Source organism: Glycomyces sp. NPDC049804, assembly GCF_040674615.1.
Taxonomy (GTDB): domain Bacteria; phylum Actinomycetota; class Actinomycetes; order Mycobacteriales; family Micromonosporaceae; genus Glycomyces; species Glycomyces niveus.
The window spans coordinates 199,647-220,416 of sequence record NZ_JBFAMQ010000001.1; the positions used below are offsets into that span (position 1 = coordinate 199,647).

Here is a 20,770-nt window from a genome sequence, read left to right on the forward strand (position 1 = left end):
GACTCTGCTACAGTCCCGTCCGAAACAACTTCATGCACCCCTCCAGGAGCCCCAGTGGACGACGCCCCCCGCATGTCTGATTCCAAGCGCCCCAATGCCAAAGCTGCATTGAAGCTGTCCGCGATCGCGGATAGGGTCGAGATGCCCTGGCAGTCTTCGCGAAAGATGCTGGTCAAGCGCGGCATCACGTTCGCCGGCCTTGCCGCGCTCGCCGCGGGGTTCCTCATGTGGGTGGGGGTTTGGGAACCGGAGTACCGTCCTGAAGGGATTGACCAGGAATTGTCCGTTCCTGGTGTCGATTTCGAACCAGGTGAACTCGATCTGCCAGCGGACGACACCGAAGACCGCATTCTCGAGGGCGACCAGCAGCCACTGTTTCCGCCGCTGACATCGGTCCAGGTCGATCTCGAGCCCGATGAGCCGGTCGAAATCCCCGAACTCGGCGTCACCCTGAGTGCGATCGATGAGAACGCTCCGTCGAGTATACGAGTCGAACTCGCCGCCGCTTCGGCCGTCGACGGCCTCGAGTGGAACCTCGAACGCACCGACGGATCATCCGAATCCGGAACCGTCGAAGCCGTCTTCGACTACAGCGCCTACCGGAACGCCGGCGGCGCCGACTGGGACGACCGCCTGAAGGCATACGACGCCGCCGGCACCGAGATCCCCGTGGTCCACAACGCGATCGACGCCACCCTGACCACCGAGATCGCACTCCGACCCACCGGCAGCGGTGGAGGCTACCTCGCCCCCTCGTCCGACACTGAAGGCGGCCACGCCCAGTCCTCCGCGACCGCGTCCGTCACCCTCGCCGCATCGGCCTCCGGCGCGAACGGCACCTTCGCCGCCACCAGCCTCGCCCCCTCGTCCACCTGGTCCGCAGGCAACCCCACCGGCGACTTCTCCTGGTCCTACCCGATCGACACCCCCTCCTCCGTCGGCGGCCTCGACCCCTCGATCGCGTTCGCCTACTCGTCCTCGGCCGTCGACGGCCGCAACGAATCCACGAACAACCAGCCGTCCACCATCGGCGAAGGCTTCTCCTTCGACCCGGGCTACATCGAGCGCAACTACACCGCCTGCCAGATGGACGACAAGGACGGCGCCAACAACCCTCCCGAAGCCGAGACCGGAGGCGACCAGTGCTGGGCCACTGACAACGCCGTCCTCTCGCTCAACGGCTCCGGCGGGGAGCTCGTCCGAGATGACGAGACCGGCAAGTGGAAGATCAAGAACGACGACGCCTCGAAGGTCGAAAAGCTCTCCGGCGCGAACAACGGCGACGACAACGGTGAGTACTGGAAGGTCACCACGGGTGCGGGCGTCCAGTACTTCTTCGGCTTGAACCGCCTGCCCGGCTACGGGACCGGCGACGCCGAGACCGAGTCCACCTCCACCGTTCCCGTCTTCGGCAACCACTCCGACGAACCCTGCCACGCCACCGCGTTCGCCGACTCCTGGTGCCAGCAGGCCTGGCGCTGGCGGCTCGACTGGGTGGTCGACCCCCACAACAACGCCATGGCGTACTTCTACGAGGGCGAATCCAACCACTACCTGCTCAACCTCGACGACACGAAGCCGGTCGCCTACGACCGCGGCGCGAACCTGAGCCGCATCGACTACGGACTCCGCTCCGGCGACGCCTACGCGGGAGCCGTCAACCGCGTCGTATTCGACCTCGCCGACCGCTGCCTCGCGGGTTCGACCTGCGACTACGACCACCCCGAGAACTGGCCCGACGTCCCGCTCGACCAGTACTGCGACGGCACGGCCGCCGACTGCGAGACCATCTACTCGCCGACCTTCTTCACCGATCAGCGCCTCGCGTCGGTCACCACGCAGGTCTACACCGGCGGGACCTGGACCGGTGTCGACAAATGGGCGCTGGCCCAGTCCTGGCCCGACCCGGGCGACTCCACGCGTGCAGGGCTCTGGCTCGACGGGATCACCCGGACGGGACTGGCTGGTGGCGATCCGATCGCCCTGCCGCAGGTCACCTTCGACGGCATCCAGCTCTACAACCGCGTCCAGAAGACCCTGGACACGAAAGCGCCGATGAACTGGTTCCGGATCTCCGCGATCCGCAACGGCACCGGCGGCATCACCACGATCGACTACACCGACACCGAGTGCGATGCCAAGACCGGCGTCATGCCCTCCTCTCCCGAGAACAACGACATGCGGTGCATGCCGGTCATCGTGAAGACCGCGGAGGACAACGGCGGCACGCCCGAGTACGACTGGTATCACAAGTACGTCGTCACCAAAGTCGCCGACATCGATTCGACCGGCGGTTCGCCGCCGGTCACCAGCAACTACCAGTACATCGGCAAGCCCGCTTGGCGCTACACCGACGACGACGGCCTCACCGATCCGGAATACAAGACGTGGTCCGAGTACCGCGGATACTCGGCTGTGCGGACGGTGACCGGCGACGGCTCCGATGAAAAGATGGTCACCGAGACCACGTACTTCCGAGGCCTCCACGGGCAGAAGCTGCCGAACGGCAGCACGACGAACGTCTCGGTCGACGGCATCACCGACCACGACGAGTTCGCCGGCCGCCCCCGGACCGAGACCACATTCCTCGACGGGGCACCGATCTCGAAGACGGTCACGACTCCTTGGCGCTCGGAGCCCACGGCCACCCGAGTGCGCGATTGGGCCACGGTCCACGCACGCCACACCGGAACCAGCGTCGTCGCATCGTCCTCAGTGCTCGCCGACGGCACTTGGCGGACGGTGACCACGGCGACGAAGTACGACTCCTACGGGATGGCGATCTCCACGGAGTCCTCGGGCGACGCGAGCGTCACCGGAGACGAGCAGTGCGTCAAGATCACATACGCGCGCAACACATCTAAGTGGATCGTAAATCTCCCGGTCCGGACGCAGACGCTCTCGACGACCTGCTCCGACACCACGCCTGCGTTCCCGGCCGATCTCATCTCCGATGAGCGCGTCTACTACGACGGCGCGACGACGCACACGACCGCCCCTACGAAGGGCGACATCACCAAGACCGAGACGGCGAAGGACTACGCGAACGGCGCCCCCGTCTACCTGGTCACCGGCTCGATCACCGTCGACGAGTACGGCCGCGGCCGTACTTCGACCGATGTGGACGGCAACGTCACCACCACGGTCTACACGCCCGCCACCGGCGGACCGGTCACCCAGGTGACGTCGACGAACGTCCTGGGCCACTCGAGCACCCAGACCCTCGACCCGCTCCGCGGCAACGTCAAGCAGTCGCTCGACGCCAACAACAATCTGACCGAGATGCAGTACGACGCGCTCGGCAGGCTCGTCGCCGGCTGGACGCCCGACCGCACGAAGGCCGCCGGGTACGGGCCCGCTGCGAAGTTCGAATACCTGCTGCGCAGCGACAAGGCCTCGGCAACCGTCACCCACGGCATCAACGCCAACAGCACGTACACGACCACGATCGAGCTCTTCGACGGCTTGATGCGCTCGCGCCAGACCCAGATTCCGGCGCCCGACGGCGGCCGCATCCTCACCGACACCGTCTACGACACCCGGGGACTCGTCCACAAGCAGTACGGTGCGTACTACAACGATGCCGCGCCCTCCACTGAGCAGTTCTTCGCCTCGGACAACGACATCCCAGGAATGACGGCGTTCGAATACGACACGGCCGGCCGTGTCACGGCCGAGGTCTTCTCGTCGCACGGCATCGAGCAGTACCGGACCACCACCGTGTACGACGGCGAAGCCGTCACCGTCGTCGACCCTGATGGACGCGCGGCCACCTCGATCGTCGACGAAGGCGGCAACACCGTCGAGGTGCGGAACCTCCACACCGCCGACCCGGCGGGCGCGTTCGACTCGATCAGCTACGAGTACGACCACGCCGACCGCCTGAAGTCGATGACCGACACCGGCGGCAACGAGTGGACCTATGAGTACGACCTCATGGGCCGCCAGACCGCGGTCAATGACCCTGACACCGGCCGCACCGAGACGACCTACTACGACAACGGCCTCACCGAATCGGTCACCGACTCTCGCGGCAAGAGCGTCTGGTACGAGTACGACGAGCTCGGCCGCGTCCTGTACGTCATGAAGGACGCCTTCGACGGCGACCTCATGGAGGCCTACGAGTACGACCTGTTCGGCATCGGGCTCCCCGCCACCACCTCGTCTTGGGACGAGGCGGGCAACCTCTACAAGACGAGGGTCCTCGGCTACGACGCGGCGAGCCGCCCGGTCGGCGTCCGCTACACGCTGGACGGGAACTTCGGGGCGCTCGACCGCTCCTTCGACTTCCGGTACACCTACAACCGGGACGGGTCGGTCGCCCAGGTGACCTACCCGGCCGCCGGCGGCCTGGCCGCGGAAGAAGTGGTGACCACCTACTCCGACCTCGGCCTGCCGCAGACTACTTACTCTCCGCGGCAGTGGTACGTCTCCGACTCGACGTACACGAAGTACGCCGAGATCGCTCAGATGACGATGGACCCGGACGGCCCGAACGTCGCGGAGGCCCCGGTCGCCTGGCAGGCCTTCACCTATGAAGACGGCACGCGGCGCATGACCGGGTCGAGCTTCGAGATCTCGACCGGCCCCGACCACGTGATCTCCGACCTGACGTACGAGTACACCGATGGCGGCCTGATCACCTCGATCGACAACCAGTCGAACCTCGGCTCGGACACCCAGTGTTTCGCGTACGACTACTTGAAGCGCATCACCGACGCGTGGACCGGCGCGACTCCGGCCTCTTGCGACGCCGAGCCGACCGCCCCGAGCCAGGTCGGCGGCGTCGCCCCCTACTGGCAGTCCTGGACCTTCGACGACTCGGGCAACCGCACCGGCCAGGTCGATCACCTAGCCGGTGAGACGATCGGCTACAAGTACGAAGCGCCCCAGCCGCACACGGTCACCTCGGCGACCGTCACCGACGCCTCCGGCACCAAGACGCTCTCGTACGCGTACGACACGGCCGGGAACACGACCTCCCGCCCCGACGCGAACGGCGCCGCCCAGACGCTGACGTGGTCGCAAGAAGGCGAGCTCGAGACGAGTTCCGTTGCAGGCAAGGCCACGGACTACGACTACACCGCCGACGGCAGCCGGATCGCCAGGACCGACCCGGACGGCACCATGACGGTGTACCTCCCGGGCATGGAGGTCGTGAAGGCCGCAGACGGAACGCTCAGCGCGTCCCGCTACTACGCGCACGGCGGCAGCCAGGTGGCGATCCGCACCAACGACGACAACCTGTCGTGGCTCGGAGCCGACCTCCAGGGCACCTCCACCGCCGCGGTCGACATGGACTCGCACGCGGTCCAGGTGCGCTACTTCGACATCTACGGCAACGAGCGGGGGACACCGCCCGGCTCATGGGTCGACGAGCGCGGATTCCTCGGAGCGACGAAGGACCCCTCCGGGCTGACGCACCTGGGCGCCAGAGAATACGACCCGTTGCTGGGGCGCTTCATATCTGCGGACCCCCTGATCAATCCGACCGACTCGCAGCAGATGGGCGGCTACGCCTACGCGAACCATTCGCCGGTGTCCTTCTCCGACCCTTCGGGGTTGGCCCCGGGCTACAACAGCAACGGCTCCTGCATCGACGGAGACTGCTCCTACTACTCGAACCACAAGGATCTGCGCAGCAAGGAGGACTGCCAGAGGTACGCGGGCACGTCCGCGGCCTGCGGCGCGGGCCGGGGCACTGGCGCGGTCACCGACGACCAGCGCGCTAGGGCCGACGCCGAACGCGACATCGACGAGGACCTGCAGCAGGACGCCGAAGCGGCGCAGGACATTCTGAACACCTCGATCGTCGATGTCGTCATCGACGTCGGCGCGGAGATCCTGCTCGACCTGATCGGCGTCAACGACATCATGTCGTGCGTCGGTGCCGGCGACATGATGGCCTGCGCATCGCTCTTGATGGACCTCATCCCCTGGGCGAAGGTCGCCAAGCTCGCAGGCAAGCTGTTCAAGGCCGCTAAAAAGATCTACAAGGCGGTCACGAACTTCCAGGAGAAGTTGTCTTGGGCGCGCAGCACCATGAAGCGCTACAACGACGCTGTCGAGGAGGCCACCGAACGGGCTAGGAAGCGCCTGGAGTCAGGAGGCGGCAGCGATGCGCCCTCATGCAACATCGGCAACTCCTTCACCGCCGAAGCCAGGGTCGTGATGGCCGATGGAACCACCAAACCCATCAGCGAAGTCGAACCGGGCGACCAGGTCCTCGCCACCGATGAAGAGACCGGAGAAACGGCTGCCCGCGAAGTCCTGATCGGCATCGAAGGCACCGGGGCGCGAATTCTCGTCGGCATCAGCATCGACACCGACGGCGACGGCAAGACCGATGACACCGTGACGGCCACCGACGGTCACCCGATCTGGGCGGCAAACGAGTCCGACCTCAGCGAGAACCCCGAATCGGCGATGCCAGGGGACTGGCACGACGCGATCGACCTCAAGGCCGGCCAGTTCCTCCGCACCAGCGCAGGAACCTGGACCCAGATCACCGCGATCGAAGTCCACGCCGCCTTCACGACGGTCTACAACCTCACCGTTGCTGAGGACCACACCTTCTCAGTTACTACAGCCAACACCGACTTCCTTACCCACAACTGCGGTTCAGAAGCAGATGAAACCGGTCGCAACCTGATCGGTGGGCAGGAGCAGTACCATATCATCAGTGGCGACAAGACTGGTGGCGGGCACAAGTGGCCTGGAAACTCGGGCAAGTCCGTTTTCCCGGCAGATTGGGATACCGATCGTATCCTCAACAGCATTGCTGAAGTCGCCACGAGCCCTAATAGTACGTGGACGCAGCAATCGGGGAAGCGTGGTTCCCTCTTTGAAGGGAACGGAAGTCCTTCGAAGTGGAAAGTCGAAGGGCTGGTTGATGGCGTTAATATTCGAGTCATCTATCAACCGGCCATTGACCGAATCGTCACAGGTTTCCCTTTCAATCCGAAGAAATGAGAAATCGACGGAGGATGCATTGAATTCCCAGGAGATCAGCGCTGGTCTGATCAGACTACTTAGACAGTCGCCGATTTCACGAGAGGAAGTCACCGAGGACGTCTTGGATCTGGTAAGAGCGGGCGAGGAGGGGTTGGCTCTTGAGCTCATCTGCGCATGGATCCACGAGGATGAATTGGAAATCACCTCGGATTACTTCAATAGCCTGGAAACCATGGGCGATGAACTAGGGCTGGAAGTCGCAGTTCGAAACCTCAGTGGTCTGGTCAGTGATAGTGGCGGCCAAGTTGGCATAAACGACTAGCATAAAGCTCCGCGAAGCCGCCGGATCCACTGCCATCATGATGACGCGTTTGGGTCGCGGTTCCAGGTCCAGGCGTAGTTCGTGTCCTCGACGTCGAGGGCGGGCTGGCAGAGTTCGAGGGGGCGGAAGGTGTCGACCATGACGGCGAGCTCGTCGAAGTAGTCGGCGCCGATGGAGCGTTCGGGCGCGCCCGGCTGCGGGCCGTGGGTGAAGCCCGAGGGGTGCAGGGAGATTGAGCCCTGCTCGATGCCGGAGCCGCGGCGGGCCTCGTAGTTGCCGCCGCAGTAGAACATCACCTCGTCGGAGTCGACGTTGTGGTGGTTGTAGGGCACCGGGATCGCGTCCGGGTGGTAGTCCACTTTGCGCGGCACGAAGTTGCAGATGACGAAGTTCGGGCCCTGGAAGACCTGGTGCGCGGGCGGGGGCTGGTGGATGCGGCCGGTGATCGGCTCGAAGTCGTGGATCGAGAACACCCAGGGGTAGAGGCAGCCGTCCCAGCCGACCACGTCGAACGGGTGGTGGGCGTACGTGAACTTGGTCCAGAGCGTCGCCGACCCGCGGCCGCGGTGCTGCACGTACACGTCGACGTTCTCGCCGTCGACCAGCAGCGGCTCGACCGGGCTGCGGAGGTCGCGCTCGCAGTACGGGCTGTGCTCGAGGAACTGGCCCCGTACGGAGAGGTACCGCTTCGGCGGCGTGATGTGGCCCGTCGACTCCACGACGAGCGTGCGGAGCGGTTCGCTGCCGGTGGGAATGATCCGGTAGATCGTGGACATCGGCATGATCAAGTAGTCGCCTTGGCCGATGTCGATCGCGCCGAACGAGGTCTCGACGTGTGCCTCGCCGGACTCCACATAGATGCACTCGTCGCCGATCGCGTTGCGGTACAGAGGGGAAGGCTCGGTGGCGAGCGCGTACGAGATCCGGCAGTCCGCATTGGACAACAGGTGGTCGCGGCCGAAGACCGCGTCGCCCGCGCCGTCGAGCTTGTGCGTGCGGAAGTGCCGGGGCTTGAGCGGGTGGTTCGGGACCGGCTCGGCCCTCTCGGGCCGGTGCTCGGTGCTGGAGGAGATCGCCGTCGGCCGGTACCGGTGGTAGAGCAGCGACGAATCGGAGGAGAACCCCTCCTGGCCCATCAGCTCCTCGGAGTACAGGCTCCCGTCGTCCTGGCGGAACTGCGTGTGTCGCTTGTCGGGGATCTGCCCGACGGAACGGTAGAACGGCACGTCGACTCCTTTGTCGGTTCGCTCGCGGGCGAAGGTGTCGCCCGTTCGGCGGCTATGTCCTGAGGATAGCCTTCCGGCCGTTCCGTTTCGGCCGGTCCGCGCGCACCCGCGCGCGGCGCTCGCCCGATCGCGCACCGGCTGCGCGGAGCGCTGGACCCGGGCCGCCGAAAGGCCTTAGGCTCGGCAGCATGGCCGGACCGATACCCGCGATGCTGCGGGGCCTCATCGACGACGCGGCGCTCTTCCCGCCCGGCAGCGCGCCCATGGCGGTGGCCGTGCCCGCCCACCGCGGGTACCGCCAGTCCTGGTACGAGGCCATGATCGGGCCGTTGCTCGTGCCCCAGTCGCGCCTCGCCGACCTCGAACCCGGACGCGGCGAACTCGCCATCGGCGTCGTGGTCGACGGCGACCTCGAGCAGGTCGCACACGACGTCGCCGCACTCCCGCCGCAGGTCACCGTCATGCACTACGAGTCCCGGCACGCCCTCGAGCACCTCGCGAAGACCGCGCCCGCCTGGGGCAAGCCCGTCTACGCCGAACTGCCGTTCGGCCCCGACGCCCTCGACGCCGTGCGCGCCACCGGCTTCACCCCGAAGTTCCGCACCGGCGGCCTCGCCGCCGAGTTCTTCCCCGACCCCGAGACGCTCGCCGAGACGATCACCGGCTGCCGCGTCCGCGGCCTCCAGTTCAAGCTCACCGCCGGCCTCCACCAGGCCGCGCGCCACCGCGACCCCGAGACCGGCTTCGAGCACCACGGCTTCCTGAACGTCCTGGTCGCCGCCGCCGAAGCCGCCGACGGCGCCCCCACCGAAGCGCTCGCCCGCACCCTCGCCGAGACCGACGAACTCGACCTCGCCGACCGCGCCCGCCGCGTCCTGCACCGCCCCCGCGCCCTCTGGACCGGGTACGGCTCGTGCAGCATCGAGGAACCGCTCGCCGACCTCACACGGCTCCAGCTGCTGCACCGAGGAGACCCCGCATGACCGCCACCAGCTGGGTCGAAGGGGCCGACGACGGCCCCTTCGGCCTCGACCACCTCCCGTACGGCGTCTTCTCCACCGCCAAGGACCCGGCCGCGCGCATCGGCGTGCGCATCGGCGACCAGATCCTCGACCTGCGCGCGCTCGCGACCGGCACGTTCTTCCTGCCGTGGATCCGGCCCGCGTTCCACGAGCACGCCCTGAACGGCTTCATGGCCATGGGCCCGCCCGCGTGGCGGCTCGTGCGCCACCAGCTCACCGAGCTGCTGAGCGACCGCCGCCACCAGGACCAGTCCGCGACCCTCCTGACGCCGGTCGCCAAGGCCCGCATGCACCTGCCGTTCCATGTGGCGGACTATGTGGACTTCTACGCCTCCGAGGAGCACGCCGCGAACCTCGGCCGGCTCTTCCGCCCCGACTCGGAGCCGTTGCTGCCCAACTGGAAGCACCTCCCGGTCGGCTACCACGGCCGGGCCGGGACCGTCGTGCCGTCGGGGACGCCGATCGTGCGCCCGCGCGGGCAGCGCAAAGCGAAGGACGCGCCCCTGGAATTCGGGCCGACCGCGCGCCTCGACATCGAGACCGAGGTCGGGTTCGTCGTCGGCGTCGGCTCCGAGCTGGGCACCCCGGTGAGCCCCGACGACTTCGCCGAGCACGTGTTCGGCGCGGTCCTCGTCAACGACTGGTCCGCCCGCGACATCCAGGCCTGGGAGTACGTGCCGCTCGGGCCGTTCCTCGGCAAGTCCTTCGCCACCTCGATCGCGCACTGGGTGACCCCGCTCGACGCGCTGGCGGGCGCGAAGACCGCTGCGCCCGTGCAGGACCCGGTGCCGCTCGCCTACCTGCAGGAGGCCGCGCGGTTCGGGTACGACCTGCGGATGTCGGTGCGCTGGAACGGGACCGAGGTCGCGCGGCCGCCGTTCGCGGGCATGTACTGGACGCCGGCGCAGATGCTGGCGCACATGACGGTGAACGGCGCGTCGCTGCGCACCGGCGACCTGTTCGCCTCCGGGACGGTCTCCGGTCCGGAGCCCGACCAGCGCGGCTCGTTCCTGGAGCTGACCTGGGGCGGGAGGGACCCGGTCGCGGTCGGGGAAGGCGAGACGCGGCAGTTCCTCGAGGACGGCGACACGGTCGTCATCACCGCGACCGCCCGCAGCGCCAGCGGCGGCGAGATCGGCCTGGGCGAGGTGTCGGGCACGATCCTGCCCGCGAAGACCTGACGCCCGCGATCGGCCGTCCACGAACCCCCACCCTCCCGAGAGGGGAAGAAGCAGTATGGCCCCGAGCGTCCCAGGCGGGTCCGACAAGCATCCGGTCGGAAAGGGATTGCCCGTCGGGGATTCACTCGATCGGGCGAGCGCGGGTGCGGTGCGCGGCCTCCGCGGGATCAGTCGCCGGAGCGGGGTGGTGTGCCCGCTGCCTGCTTGACCAGCGGCAGCGTCCGGTAGGGGATCTGCTCGGCCAGGGCGATCACCGTGGTGGCGCGCTGGACGCCCTCGCTGGCGAGGACCCGGTCGATCACGCCCTGCAGCTCCGCGTTCGTGCGCGCGACGATCCGGCACAGCATGTCGCCCTGGCCCGTGACCGTATGCGCCTCGAGCACTTCGGGGATCCGGGCGAGCCGCTGCGCCATGTGCTCGTGCCCGACCGCCTGCCGCAGCTCGAGGGTCACGAAGGCCGTCACCGGATAGCCGAGCGCCGCGGGCTCGACCCGCGGCCCGAAGTCGCGCACCACCGCCCGCTCGGTCAGCTTGTCGAGCCGCGCCTGCACCGTCCCGCGCGCCACGCCGAGCCGCCGCGAGCACTCGAGCACCCCGATCCGCGGCTCGGCCTCGAGCAGTTCGATGAGTCTGGCGTCGAGCGCGTCGATTCCCACTTCCTTGGTCATATTGGCCAGTGTATGCGCCGTCATTCTGGAAGATCTGCGCAAGTTGACCAGCCGTGCGGGTACTGCTTGCCCAGTCCCAGGATCTGAACAATGATCAAGTCGACCGCTCGTCCGGCGACGCTTGCGAGCCGGGAACGCGCACTGTTGACGAGGAGGCCGCCATGGTCGACACTGCCAACCGCTCCAGCGACGCCGATCTGGTCGGAGCCGTGGAGCACGACATCCGCGAGGACGCCTTCCCGATCAAGGGCTGGGACCACGTCCGCTACTACGTCGGCAACGCCCGCCAGGCCGCCCACTACTACTCCACCGCGTTCGGAATGACCCTGGTCGCCTACCGCGGCCCCGAGCAGGGCCACCGTGAGCACGCCGAGTACGCGCTCAAGTCCGGCGGCGTCGTCTTCGTCCTCGCCGGCGGCGTCACCGCCGAGGCCGAGGCCACCCGGCACTACGCCGCCCACGGCGACGGGGTCGTCGAAGTCGCCCTCGAAGTGCCCGATGTGGACGCCAACTACCGGCACGCGATCAAGCAGGGCGCCATACCGGTCGAGGAGCCGCACGACCTCACCGACGAGCACGGCACAGTCCGCCGCGCGGTGATCGGCACCTACGGCGAGACCCGGAACGTCCTCATCGACCGGTCCCGTTACGACGGCCCGTTCCTGCCCGGCTTCGTTCCGGCCGAGCCCATGGTCGCGCCGCCTGAGAAGCGGTTCTTCCAGGCGATCGACCACGTCGTGGGCAACGTCGAGCTGGGCAGGATGCGCGAGTGGGTGGCCTACTACGAGCGGGTCATGGGCTTCACGAACATCGTGGAGTTCGTCGACGACGCCATCGCCACCGAGTACTCGGCGCTCATGAGCAAGGTCGTCGCCAACGGCACGCGCAAGATCAAGTTCCCGATCAACGAGCCCGCCGAGGGCAAGAAGAAGTCCCAGATCGACGAGTACCTGGAGTTCTACGGCGGCCCCGGCGTCCAGCACATCGCGCTCGCGACCACCGACATCCTCGCGGCCGTCGACGCCATGCGCGAGCGCGGCGTCGAGTTCCTGGAGGCTCCGGACGCCTACTATGAGGACCCTGAGCTGCGCGAACGCATCGGCGAGGTGCGGGTGCCGATCGAGGAGCTGCAGGCGCGGCGCGTCCTGGTCGACCGCGACGAGGACGGCTATATGCTCCAGATCTTCACCAAACCGCAGCAGGACCGTCCGACAATGTTCTACGAGATCATCGAGCGGCACGGCTCGCTCAGCTTCGGCAAAGGCAACTTCAAGGCGCTCTTCGAGGCCTTGGAGAAGGAGCAGGCCAAGCGCGGCAACCTCTGATCTTCGACGGCACTGACGGGGAGGCGATACATGCACGCACCACACGGCATCGACCTGCACTGCAAGACCTGGCAGGCGGAGGCGGCCTACCGGATGCTCCAGAACAACCTCGACCCCGAGGTGGCCGAGCGCCCCGAGGACCTGGTGGTCTACGGCGGCACCGGCAAGGCCGCGCGCAGCCGCGGCGACCTCAAGGCCATCCTGCGCACACTCCTCACCCTCGAAGCGGACGAGACGCTGCTGGTGCAGAGCGGCCGCGCGGTCGGCGTCATGCGCACCCACGAGTGGGCGCCGCGCGTGCTCATCGCGAACTCGAACCTGGTGCCCGACTGGGCCTCCTGGCCCGAGTTCCGGCGGCTCGAGTCGCTGGGGCTGACCATGTACGGGCAGATGACGGCCGGTTCGTGGATCTACATCGGCACGCAGGGCATCCTGCAGGGCACGTACGAGACCTTCGCGGCCGTCGCCGAGAAGCGCTTCAGCGGCAGTCTCAAAGGGACGCTCACGCTGACGGCCGGGTGCGGCGGCATGGGCGGCGCGCAGCCGCTCGCCGTCACGATGAACGGCGGCGTGTGCCTCATCGTCGAGGTCGACCCCGAGCGGCTCGAACGCCGCGTGCGCACCCGCTACCTCGACACGGTCGCCTCCGATCTGGACGACGCGATCGCGCAGGCCGAAGCCGCCAAGCGCAGCGGCGAGGCCAAGTCGATCGGCGTCGTCGGCAACGCCGCCGAGGTCTTCCCCGAGCTGCTGCGGCGCGGCGTCGCGATCGACATCGTCACCGACCAGACCTCCGCCCACGACCCGCTGTCCTATGTGCCCGTCGGCGTCGACTACGCCGAGGCGGCCGAACTCGCGCGGGCCGACGCGGACGGCTTCACCGACCGGGCCAGGGAGTCCATGGCCCACCACGTGGCCGCGATGGTCGGCTTCCTCGACGCCGGCGCCGAGGTCTTCGACTACGGCAACTCCATCCGCAGCGAGGCCTTCCTCGGCGGCTGCAAGCGCGCCTTCGCGTTCCCCGGGTTCGTGCCCGCGTACATCCGGCCGCTGTTCTGCGAAGGCAAGGGCCCCTTCCGATGGGCCGCGCTCTCGGGCGACCCGGCGGACATCGCCGCCACCGATCAGGCCGTGCTCGACCTCTTCCCGGAGAACCGCAGCCTCCACCGCTGGATCACCCTCGCCCGCGAGCGCGTCGCCTTCCAAGGCCTCCCGGCCCGCATCTGCTGGCTCGGCCACGGCGAACGGGACGTCGCCGGCGTCCGGTTCAACGAACTCGTCGCCGAGGGGATCGTCAAGGCCCCCATCGTGATCGGCCGCGACCATCTCGACTGCGGCTCCGTCGCGAGCCCCTACCGCGAGACCGAGGGCATGAAGGACGGATCGGACGCCATCGCGGACTGGCCGCTGCTCAACGCCCTCGTCAACACCGCCTCGGGCGCCAGCTGGGTCTCGATCCACCACGGCGGCGGCGTCGGCATCGGCCGCTCCATCCACGCCGGGCAGGTCACCGTCGCCGACGGGACCGCGCTCGCGGCCGAGAAGCTCGCGCGGGTCCTCGCGAACGACCCGGCCATGGGCGTCATCCGGCACGTGGACGCCGGTTACGAAGAGGCCGAAGCGGTCGCGGAGGACCACGGCATCCGCGTGCCGGTGAGGGAGTCCTGAGACCGGCGGCCGCATCTGCGAACGGGGATTGACATGGACACGGGCGAGTTCCGTCGACTTTGGAATGAAATCGAGCCGATCGGCCGCGCCGACTCGGGCGGCTACCTGCGGTTCTCCTGGACCGAAACCGACCTCGAGCTGCGCCAGTGGTTCCACGCCCAGGCGAAGCGGCGCGGCCTGCGCTACGAGGAGGACCGCAACGGCAACCTCTACGCCTGGTGGGACGCGGCGAAGGAGCAGGTCATCGACCCCGACGCCCCGCACCCGGACGGCGCGGTCCTGACCGGCAGCCACTTCGACGCCGTCCCGCACGGCGGCGCCTACGACGGCCCGCTCGGCATCGTCTCCGGCTTCCTCGCGATCGACGCGCTCCGGGCCGCCGGAGCGGAACCGAAGCGGCCCATAGGCATCGCCGCGTTCACCGAAGAGGAAGGCGGGCGCTTCGGCGTCCCCTGCCTTGGCTCGCGCCTCATGACCGGCGCCATCGACCCCGAACGCGCCCGCGCGCTCACCGACCCCGACGGCATCACGCTCGCCGAGGCCATGAACGCCGCCGGAGCCGAGCCCGACCTCATCGGACCCGACCCCGAACGGCTCCGGCGGATCGCGGCCTTCATCGAACTCCACATCGAACAGGGCCGCGCCCTCGACGGCGGCGAGGCCCCGGTCGCCGTCGCCAGCGCGATCTGGCCCCACGGCCGCTGGCGCGTCACCTTCACCGGCGTCGCCGACCACGCCGGGACGACCCGCCTGCCCGACCGGCGCGACCCGATGCTCACCTTCGCGTTCGCGGTCCTCGCCGCCCGCAAGGAGGCCCGCCTCGCCGGCGGCGTCGCCACGGTCGGCCGGGTCGAGGCGGAGCCGAACGCCACCAACGCGATCGCCTCCACCGTCACGGCCTGGCTCGACGTGCGCGCCCCCGACGACGCGGTCCTCAGCGAGATCCTGAGCGGCTTCGAGTCCAAAGTGACCGAACGGGCGGGCCGGGACGGCACCGAGGTCGCGATGAGCGCCGAGTCCGAGTCGCCGATCGTCGAGTTCGACGCCGCCCTGCGCGAGCGCATCGCCGAACTCCTCGGCGGCGCGCCCGTGCTGCCGACCGCCGCCGGCCACGACGCGGGCGTCCTCTCCGCGCATGTGCCGACCGCGATGCTGTTCGTGCGCAACCCGAGCGGCGTCTCCCATGCGCCGGGCGAGGCCGCGAGCGACGAGGACTGCGCCGCGGGCGTCGCCGCGCTCGCGGCCGTGCTGCGGGACCTCGCGTGCTGACGTTCTGGGCCGAGCACGCCCTGCTCCCGGCCGGCCCGGCCGACTCGGTGGCGATCGAGGTCGCCGACGGCCGCATCGCCTCGGTCAAGCCCGGCAGCCGCAGGCGCGGCGACGTCCTCGCGGGCGTGACCCTCCCGGGGTTCGCGAACGCGCACTCGCACGCGTTCCACCGTGCGCTGCGCGGGCGCACCCACGCCGGGCCGGGCACGTTCTGGACCTGGCGCGAAGGCATGTACGCCCTGTCCGAGCGCCTCGACCCCGACTCGTACCACCGGCTGGCGCGCGCGGTCTACGCCGAGATGGCGCTGGCCGGGATCACGGCGGTGGGGGAGTTCCACTACCTGCACCACGCGCCGGGCGGGCGGCCGTACGCGGACCCGAACGCCATGGGGGAGGCGCTGATCCAGGCGGCCGCCGACGCCGGCATCCGCATCACGCTGCTCGACACGCTGTACCTGGCGGGCGGGTTCGGGCTGCCGCTCGAGCCAGCGCAGCGGCGGTTCGGCGACGGGAGCCTGGAGGCCTGGCTCGACCGCGTCGACAAGCTCGCCCCGCCCGACCACGCGGTGATCGGCGGCGCGGTGCACTCGGTGCGGGCCGTCCCCGACGAGGCGATCGCGGCGTTCGCGTGCTCGACCGAGGGCCGCCCGGTCCACGTGCACCTCTCCGAGCAGCGCTCCGAGAACGCGTCCTGCCGCCTCGAACACGGATGCAGCCCCACCGAACTGCTCGAGCGCTGCGGCCTCCTCGGACCCGACCTCACCGCCGTCCACGCCACCCACCTGGCCGGGCACGACATCGACCTGCTGCGCCGATCGGGCACGACCGCGTGCTTCTGCCCCACGACCGAACGCGACCTCGCCGACGGCCTCGGCCCGGCGCGGGCGCTCGCCGAAGCGGGCGTGCGGCTCTCGCTCGGCACCGACAGCAACGCCGTTGTGGACATGTTCGAGGAGGCGCGCGCGATGGAGATGCACGAACGGCTCGTCAGCGAGGAGCGCGGCCGGTTCACCGCAGCGGAGCTCCTCGACGCGATGACCGACCACGCCGGCCTCGGCTGGGCCGACGCGGGCCGCATCGAGGTCGGCGCGCGGGCCGACCTGGTCACGGTCGGCCTCGATTCGCCGCGCACCGCCGGGATCGACCCGTCCGGGGTCGTCTACGCCGCCACCGCCGCCGACGTCACCGACGTGGTCGCGGACGGCCGCCGCATCGTGGCGGGCGGCAGGCACCTGCGCATCGACGCCGGCGCCGAACTCGCCGCCGAGATCAAGGGGCTGTGGGCATGAGCCTCCTCATCGCGAACATCGGCGAGCTCTTCACCGCCGACAAGGACGGCGTCCTCCACGACGCCGCGGTCGTCGCCGACGACGACCGCATCGTCTGGATCGGCCCCGACGCCCAAGCGCCCGAAGCGGACGAACGCCTCGACGCGGGCGGCCGCGCGGTCGTCCCCGGCTTCGTCGACAGCCACGCCCACCTCGTCTTCGCGGGCGACCGCAGCGCCGAGTTCGCCGCCCGCATGAGCGGCGAGCCGTACACCGGCGGCGGCATCCGCACCACCGTCGCCGCGACCCGCGCCGCCGACGACGACGCGCTGCGCGCCAACGCCGCCCGCCTCACCGCGGAGATGCTGCGACAGGGGACGACCACAGTGGAGATCAAGTCCGGCTACGGGCTCACCGTCGAGGACGAGGCCCGCTCACTGCGCATCGCCTCCGAGTTCACCGCCGAGACCACGTACCTCGGCGCGCACACCGTCCCCGCCGGAGCCGACGGTGCTTTGATGAGCGCAGACGAGTACACCGCGCTCGTATGCGGCCGGATGCTCGACGCCTGCGCGCCGCACGCCAAATGGGCCGACGTGTTCTGCGAGCGCGGCGCCTTCGACGGCGACCAGGCCCGCGCGGTGCTCACCGCGAGCGCCGCGGCCGGCCTCGCCCTGCGCGTCCATGCCAACCAGCTCACCGCCGGCCCCGGCGTGCGGCTCGCCGTCGAACTCGGCGCGGCCTCGGCCGACCACTGCACGCACCTCACCGACGCGGACGTGGACGCCCTCGTCGGCGGCACCACCGTGGCGACCCTGCTGCCGGGCGCGGAGTTCTCGACCCGCTCCCCGTACCCGGACGCGCGCCGCCTCATCGACGCCGGGGCCCAGGTCGCGCTCGCGACCGACTGCAACCCGGGCTCGTCCTTCACCAGCAGCATGGCGTTCTGCATCGCGCTCGCGGTGCGCGAGATGCGCATGACCCCCGCCGAAGCGCTCACCGCCGCGACCGCGGGCGGGGCGAAGGCGCTGCGCCGCGCCGACCTCGGCCGCATCGCGGTCGGCGCCCGCGCCGACCTCGTCGTGCTCGACGCCCCCAGCCACGTCCATCTGGCCTACCGGCCCGGGACGCCCCTAGTCGGCACGGTCGTCCACGACGGCGTCGTCATCAGTTGAGGAGGAACGATGTCCACTGTCCACATCAAGCCGGTCCCGGTCACCCCCGAGGAGGTCATCGCGGTCGCCCGCGACCGCGCCCGCGTGGTGATCGACGCCGAGGCCCGCGAGGCCATGGCCGCGAGTCGGGCGATCGTGGACGCCATCGAGCGCGAAGGCCGCCCCGTGTACGGCGTCTCGACCGGCTTCGGCGCGCTCGCGAACACCTTCGTGGCGCCTGAGCGCCGCGCCGAACTGCAGCACGCCCTCATCCGCTCGCACTCGGCCGGCGTGGGGGACCCGATGCCGGACGAGGTCGTGCGCGCGATGATGCTCCTGCGCCTGCGCTCGCTCGCCATGGGCCGCTCGGGGGTCCGCCCCGAGGTCGCCGACGCGCTCGCCGCACTTCTGAACGCGGACATCACGCCGTGGGTCCCGCGCCACGGTTCACTCGGCGCTTCGGGCGACCTCGCGCCGCTCGCGCACTGCGCGCTGGTCATGCTGGGCGAAGGCTGGGTCCGCGCCGCCGACGGCACCCGCCTCGAGGCCGGACCGGTCCTCGAACGCGCGAACCTGACCCCGATCACGTTGTCGTCCAAGGAGGGTCTGGCCCTCATCAACGGCACGGACGGCATGCTGGGGATGCTCGTCCTGGCCGTCGCCGACCTGCGCCACCTCTTGACGATGGCCGACGTGTGCGCCGCGCTGTCCAATGAGGCCATGCTCGGGTCGGACCGGCCGTTCCAGCCGGAACTGCACGCGATCCGGCCCCAGCCGGGCCAGGCGAAGAGCGCCGCGAACATCCACCGGCTGCTCCAGGACTCCGAGGTCATGGACTCCCACCGCAACGACCTCGCGCACGCCGTCCAGGACGCCTATTCGATGCGCTGCGCCCCGCAGGTCGCCGGCGCGGCCCGCGACGTGCTCGCCTACGCCGAGACCGTGGCGGCCCAGGAGCTGCGCTCGGTCGTCGACAACCCCGTGGTCCTGCCGGACGGCCGGGTCGAGTCGACCGGGAACTTCCACGGCGCGCCGCTCGGCTACGCGGCCGACTTCCTCGGGATCGCGGCGGCCGACGTGGGCTCGATCTCCGAGCGCCGCGTGGACCGCCTGCTCGACGTCACCCGCAACCGCGGCCTGCCCGCGTTCCTCAGCCCCGACCCGGGTGTGAACTCCGGGCTCATGATCGCCCAGTACACGGCCGCGGGCATCGTCGCGGAGAACCGCCGCCTCGCCGCCCCCGCCTCGGTCGACTCGGTCCCGACCTCCGGCATGCAGGAGGACCACGTCTCGATGGGCTGGGCGGCGGCCTGCAAGCTCCGGACGATCATCGACAACCTCGCCACCCTCCTCGCCGTGGAATTCCTCGCCGGGGTCCAAGGCCTCCAACTCCGCGAACCCCTGATCCCGTCTCCGGCCGCCCGAGTCGCGATCGCGGCCGTGGCCCCGATCGCCGGCAAACCCGGCCCCGACCAGTTCCTCGCCCCGGTCATCGAACAGGTGAAATACCTCGTCGAAGGCGCAACCCTGAGAGCCGAAATCGAAACTGTCATCGGTACGCTCCGCTGATGGTCCGGGAACCACTGACGATGCAGGGAACGGCGGGAGCGATCCGAGAGGCTATCGCCGCTCATGAACTCGACCGTGGGTTGCGGCTGGCGGCTTGGTTCTGCGACGACGTTTTCGGAGTTCGCAGGGGAGCGGTCGCTGATTCGGTCGCGAACCCGAGTCGGTCGGCAACGACCGATGGGACGCGATGCTCGCAGGGATCGCCGAGTTCGTCTGCAACCGAGTCGAGGTTGCGGTGCCGGATAGGGCCCGCCGACCGGAGCGTTTCCTTGACCAGTCCTGGTTCCTGATCGAAGATCTCGCCGGTCGCCGGTCGGCGGCCTTTCGTGAGTTCATCGTCGAGGCGGCCCCGGCTGAACTGGCGAGCCGTGGCGTGTACATCGACGCCGCGTCGCTCGAGGGCGTGCAGATTGCGGCCGAGCGGCTCCGCCGGACCCGCGTCAGTCGAACGGGTTGAGCAGGCGCACGCCGGTTCGCTGGAAATCTTTGACATTGCGGGTCACCAGGACCATGTCGTGGACGATCGCAGTTGCCGCAATGAATGCGTCGATGACGGGGAGCGGGTCAGGGTCATTGAGTTCGCCCCAGACGTTGGCGACGTCCGGCGTGACCGGCAGGATCCGTGACGCGTACGGCGCGAGCAGGTGGTCGAGCCACAGGGCCAGCGCCGCAGCGCGATCGGGGTCCTTGCGGCGGAGGCGGGCCAGGCCCTTCCGGAACTCGCCGATCGTCATCACGCTCAGGTGCAGGTCGGCGTCGGCTGTCGAGTCGTACCAGTGCATGACGCTCCGGTCCGGCTCGGGCCGGCGCAGCTCGCTCAGCACGTTGGTGTCGAGCAGGTATTTCACAGGTCGAACCCCAGGTCCTGTTCGCGGGGCAGTTCGCTCCTGAGGTCGGAGGTGTCGGGGAGGTCGTCGAGGTACGGCGGTTCCCGCAGCAAAGTCTTGAAGGAAGGCGCGCCAGCGAGCCTGCGGTAGTCCTCCATGCTCAGGATCACCGCCTCTTCGCGACCGTGGCGGGTGATGAACTGGGCGCCTTCGGTTTTGGTCGCGCGGACCAGCTCGCTGAAGCGCTTCTTGGCGTCTTGGACCTGCCAGTGCACGAGGCCGCCTCCGTTCGCTCCGGAATTCTGACCAGTCTGACC

15 protein-coding genes are annotated in these 20,770 nt (G+C 69.3%); 11 read left to right on the top strand and 4 right to left on the bottom strand.

Annotated features, from left to right (window positions below; all coding sequences use genetic code 11):
• The first annotated feature begins 54 nt into the window (after positions 1–54).
• Together AB0K52_RS00930 and AB0K52_RS00935 are read left to right on the top strand one after the other, a co-directional pair.
• Positions 55–6,972: an RHS repeat-associated core domain-containing protein gene (locus tag AB0K52_RS00930; RefSeq protein ID WP_363524290.1), complete on the top strand. Its 6,918-nt coding sequence runs from the start codon at positions 55–57 to the stop codon at positions 6,970–6,972.
• Between the two features lie 19 nt (positions 6,973–6,991).
• A complete protein-coding gene (locus tag AB0K52_RS00935) occupies positions 6,992–7,276 on the top strand; it encodes a MafI family immunity protein (protein ID WP_363524293.1) in 285 nt (94 codons plus the stop codon).
• Between the two features lie 35 nt (positions 7,277–7,311).
• On the opposite strand, the gene AB0K52_RS00940 is transcribed toward AB0K52_RS00935, so the two are convergent.
• Positions 7,312–8,502: a homogentisate 1,2-dioxygenase gene (locus AB0K52_RS00940; RefSeq protein WP_363524296.1), complete on the bottom strand. Its 1,191-nt coding sequence runs from the start codon at positions 8,500–8,502 to the stop codon at positions 7,312–7,314.
• A 188-nt stretch (positions 8,503–8,690) separates the two neighbouring features.
• Between AB0K52_RS00940 and AB0K52_RS00945 the strand changes: the two genes are divergently transcribed.
• Both AB0K52_RS00945 and fahA read left to right on the top strand, forming a co-directional pair.
• Positions 8,691–9,485: a hypothetical protein gene (locus AB0K52_RS00945; protein WP_363524299.1), complete on the top strand. Its 795-nt coding sequence runs from the start codon at positions 8,691–8,693 to the stop codon at positions 9,483–9,485.
• A complete protein-coding gene (gene fahA, locus AB0K52_RS00950; RefSeq protein WP_363524302.1) occupies positions 9,482–10,705 on the top strand; it encodes a fumarylacetoacetase in 1,224 nt (407 codons plus the stop codon). The genes AB0K52_RS00945 and fahA overlap by 4 nt, the downstream gene beginning before the upstream one ends.
• A gap of 167 nt (positions 10,706–10,872) precedes the next feature.
• Here the strand turns inward: fahA and AB0K52_RS00955 are convergent, their stop codons facing one another.
• Positions 10,873–11,373 carry an Lrp/AsnC family transcriptional regulator gene (locus AB0K52_RS00955; protein ID WP_363524305.1) on the bottom strand — a complete coding sequence of 167 codons (501 nt, stop codon included), beginning with the start codon at positions 11,371–11,373 and terminating at the stop codon, positions 10,873–10,875.
• A gap of 161 nt (positions 11,374–11,534) precedes the next feature.
• On the opposite strand from AB0K52_RS00955, the gene hppD reads away from it, so the two are divergent.
• From hppD to AB0K52_RS00990, 7 genes are all read left to right on the top strand, one after another.
• A complete protein-coding gene (gene hppD / locus AB0K52_RS00960) occupies positions 11,535–12,698 on the top strand; it encodes a 4-hydroxyphenylpyruvate dioxygenase (protein ID WP_363524308.1) in 1,164 nt (387 codons plus the stop codon).
• A gap of 30 nt (positions 12,699–12,728) precedes the next feature.
• Positions 12,729–14,366 (top strand): urocanate hydratase, encoded by a 1,638-nt coding sequence (gene hutU / locus AB0K52_RS00965; protein ID WP_363524311.1) that lies wholly within the window; start codon positions 12,729–12,731, stop codon positions 14,364–14,366.
• A gap of 33 nt (positions 14,367–14,399) precedes the next feature.
• On the top strand, positions 14,400–15,635 hold the full coding sequence (locus AB0K52_RS00970) for an allantoate amidohydrolase (protein ID WP_363524314.1): 1,236 nt from the start codon (positions 14,400–14,402) through the stop codon (positions 15,633–15,635).
• Entirely contained in the window at positions 15,629–16,924 is a 1,296-nt protein-coding gene (locus AB0K52_RS00975; protein WP_363524317.1) for a formimidoylglutamate deiminase, read from the top strand. The genes AB0K52_RS00970 and AB0K52_RS00975 overlap by 7 nt, the downstream gene beginning before the upstream one ends.
• A complete protein-coding gene (gene hutI / locus AB0K52_RS00980) occupies positions 16,921–18,078 on the top strand; it encodes an imidazolonepropionase (protein ID WP_363524320.1) in 1,158 nt (385 codons plus the stop codon). Before AB0K52_RS00975 ends, hutI begins: the two co-directional genes overlap by 4 nt.
• Before the next feature lie 9 nt (positions 18,079–18,087).
• A complete protein-coding gene (gene hutH, locus AB0K52_RS00985) occupies positions 18,088–19,626 on the top strand; it encodes a histidine ammonia-lyase (protein WP_363524323.1) in 1,539 nt (512 codons plus the stop codon).
• A gap of 187 nt (positions 19,627–19,813) precedes the next feature.
• Positions 19,814–20,083 carry a hypothetical protein gene (locus AB0K52_RS00990; RefSeq protein WP_363524326.1) on the top strand — a complete coding sequence of 90 codons (270 nt, stop codon included), beginning with the start codon at positions 19,814–19,816 and terminating at the stop codon, positions 20,081–20,083.
• Here AB0K52_RS00990 and AB0K52_RS00995 read toward each other — a convergent pair.
• Together AB0K52_RS00995 and AB0K52_RS01000 are read right to left on the bottom strand one after the other, a co-directional pair.
• Positions 20,067–20,474: a type II toxin-antitoxin system VapC family toxin gene (locus AB0K52_RS00995; protein WP_363524329.1), complete on the bottom strand. Its 408-nt coding sequence runs from the start codon at positions 20,472–20,474 to the stop codon at positions 20,067–20,069. The genes AB0K52_RS00990 and AB0K52_RS00995 overlap by 17 nt on opposite strands.
• Positions 20,471–20,728 carry a type II toxin-antitoxin system Phd/YefM family antitoxin gene (locus tag AB0K52_RS01000; protein ID WP_363524332.1) on the bottom strand — a complete coding sequence of 86 codons (258 nt, stop codon included), beginning with the start codon at positions 20,726–20,728 and terminating at the stop codon, positions 20,471–20,473. The genes AB0K52_RS00995 and AB0K52_RS01000 overlap by 4 nt, the downstream gene beginning before the upstream one ends.
• Between the last annotated feature and the right edge of the window lie 42 nt (positions 20,729–20,770).

Coding starts and splice junctions, on each gene's coding strand:
- AB0K52_RS00945 (WP_363524299.1), top strand. CDS start 8,691: ATGGCCGGACCGATACCCGCGATGCTGCGGGGCCTCATCGACGACGCG.
- fahA (WP_363524302.1), top strand. CDS start 9,482: ATGACCGCCACCAGCTGGGTCGAAGGGGCCGACGACGGCCCCTTCGGC.
- AB0K52_RS00955 (WP_363524305.1), bottom strand. CDS start 11,373: ATGACCAAGGAAGTGGGAATCGACGCGCTCGACGCCAGACTCATCGAA.
- hppD (WP_363524308.1), top strand. CDS start 11,535: ATGGTCGACACTGCCAACCGCTCCAGCGACGCCGATCTGGTCGGAGCC.
- hutU (WP_363524311.1), top strand. CDS start 12,729: ATGCACGCACCACACGGCATCGACCTGCACTGCAAGACCTGGCAGGCG.
- AB0K52_RS00970 (WP_363524314.1), top strand. CDS start 14,400: ATGGACACGGGCGAGTTCCGTCGACTTTGGAATGAAATCGAGCCGATC.
- hutI (WP_363524320.1), top strand. CDS start 16,921: ATGAGCCTCCTCATCGCGAACATCGGCGAGCTCTTCACCGCCGACAAG.
- hutH (WP_363524323.1), top strand. CDS start 18,088: ATGTCCACTGTCCACATCAAGCCGGTCCCGGTCACCCCCGAGGAGGTC.
- AB0K52_RS00990 (WP_363524326.1), top strand. CDS start 19,814: ATGCTCGCAGGGATCGCCGAGTTCGTCTGCAACCGAGTCGAGGTTGCG.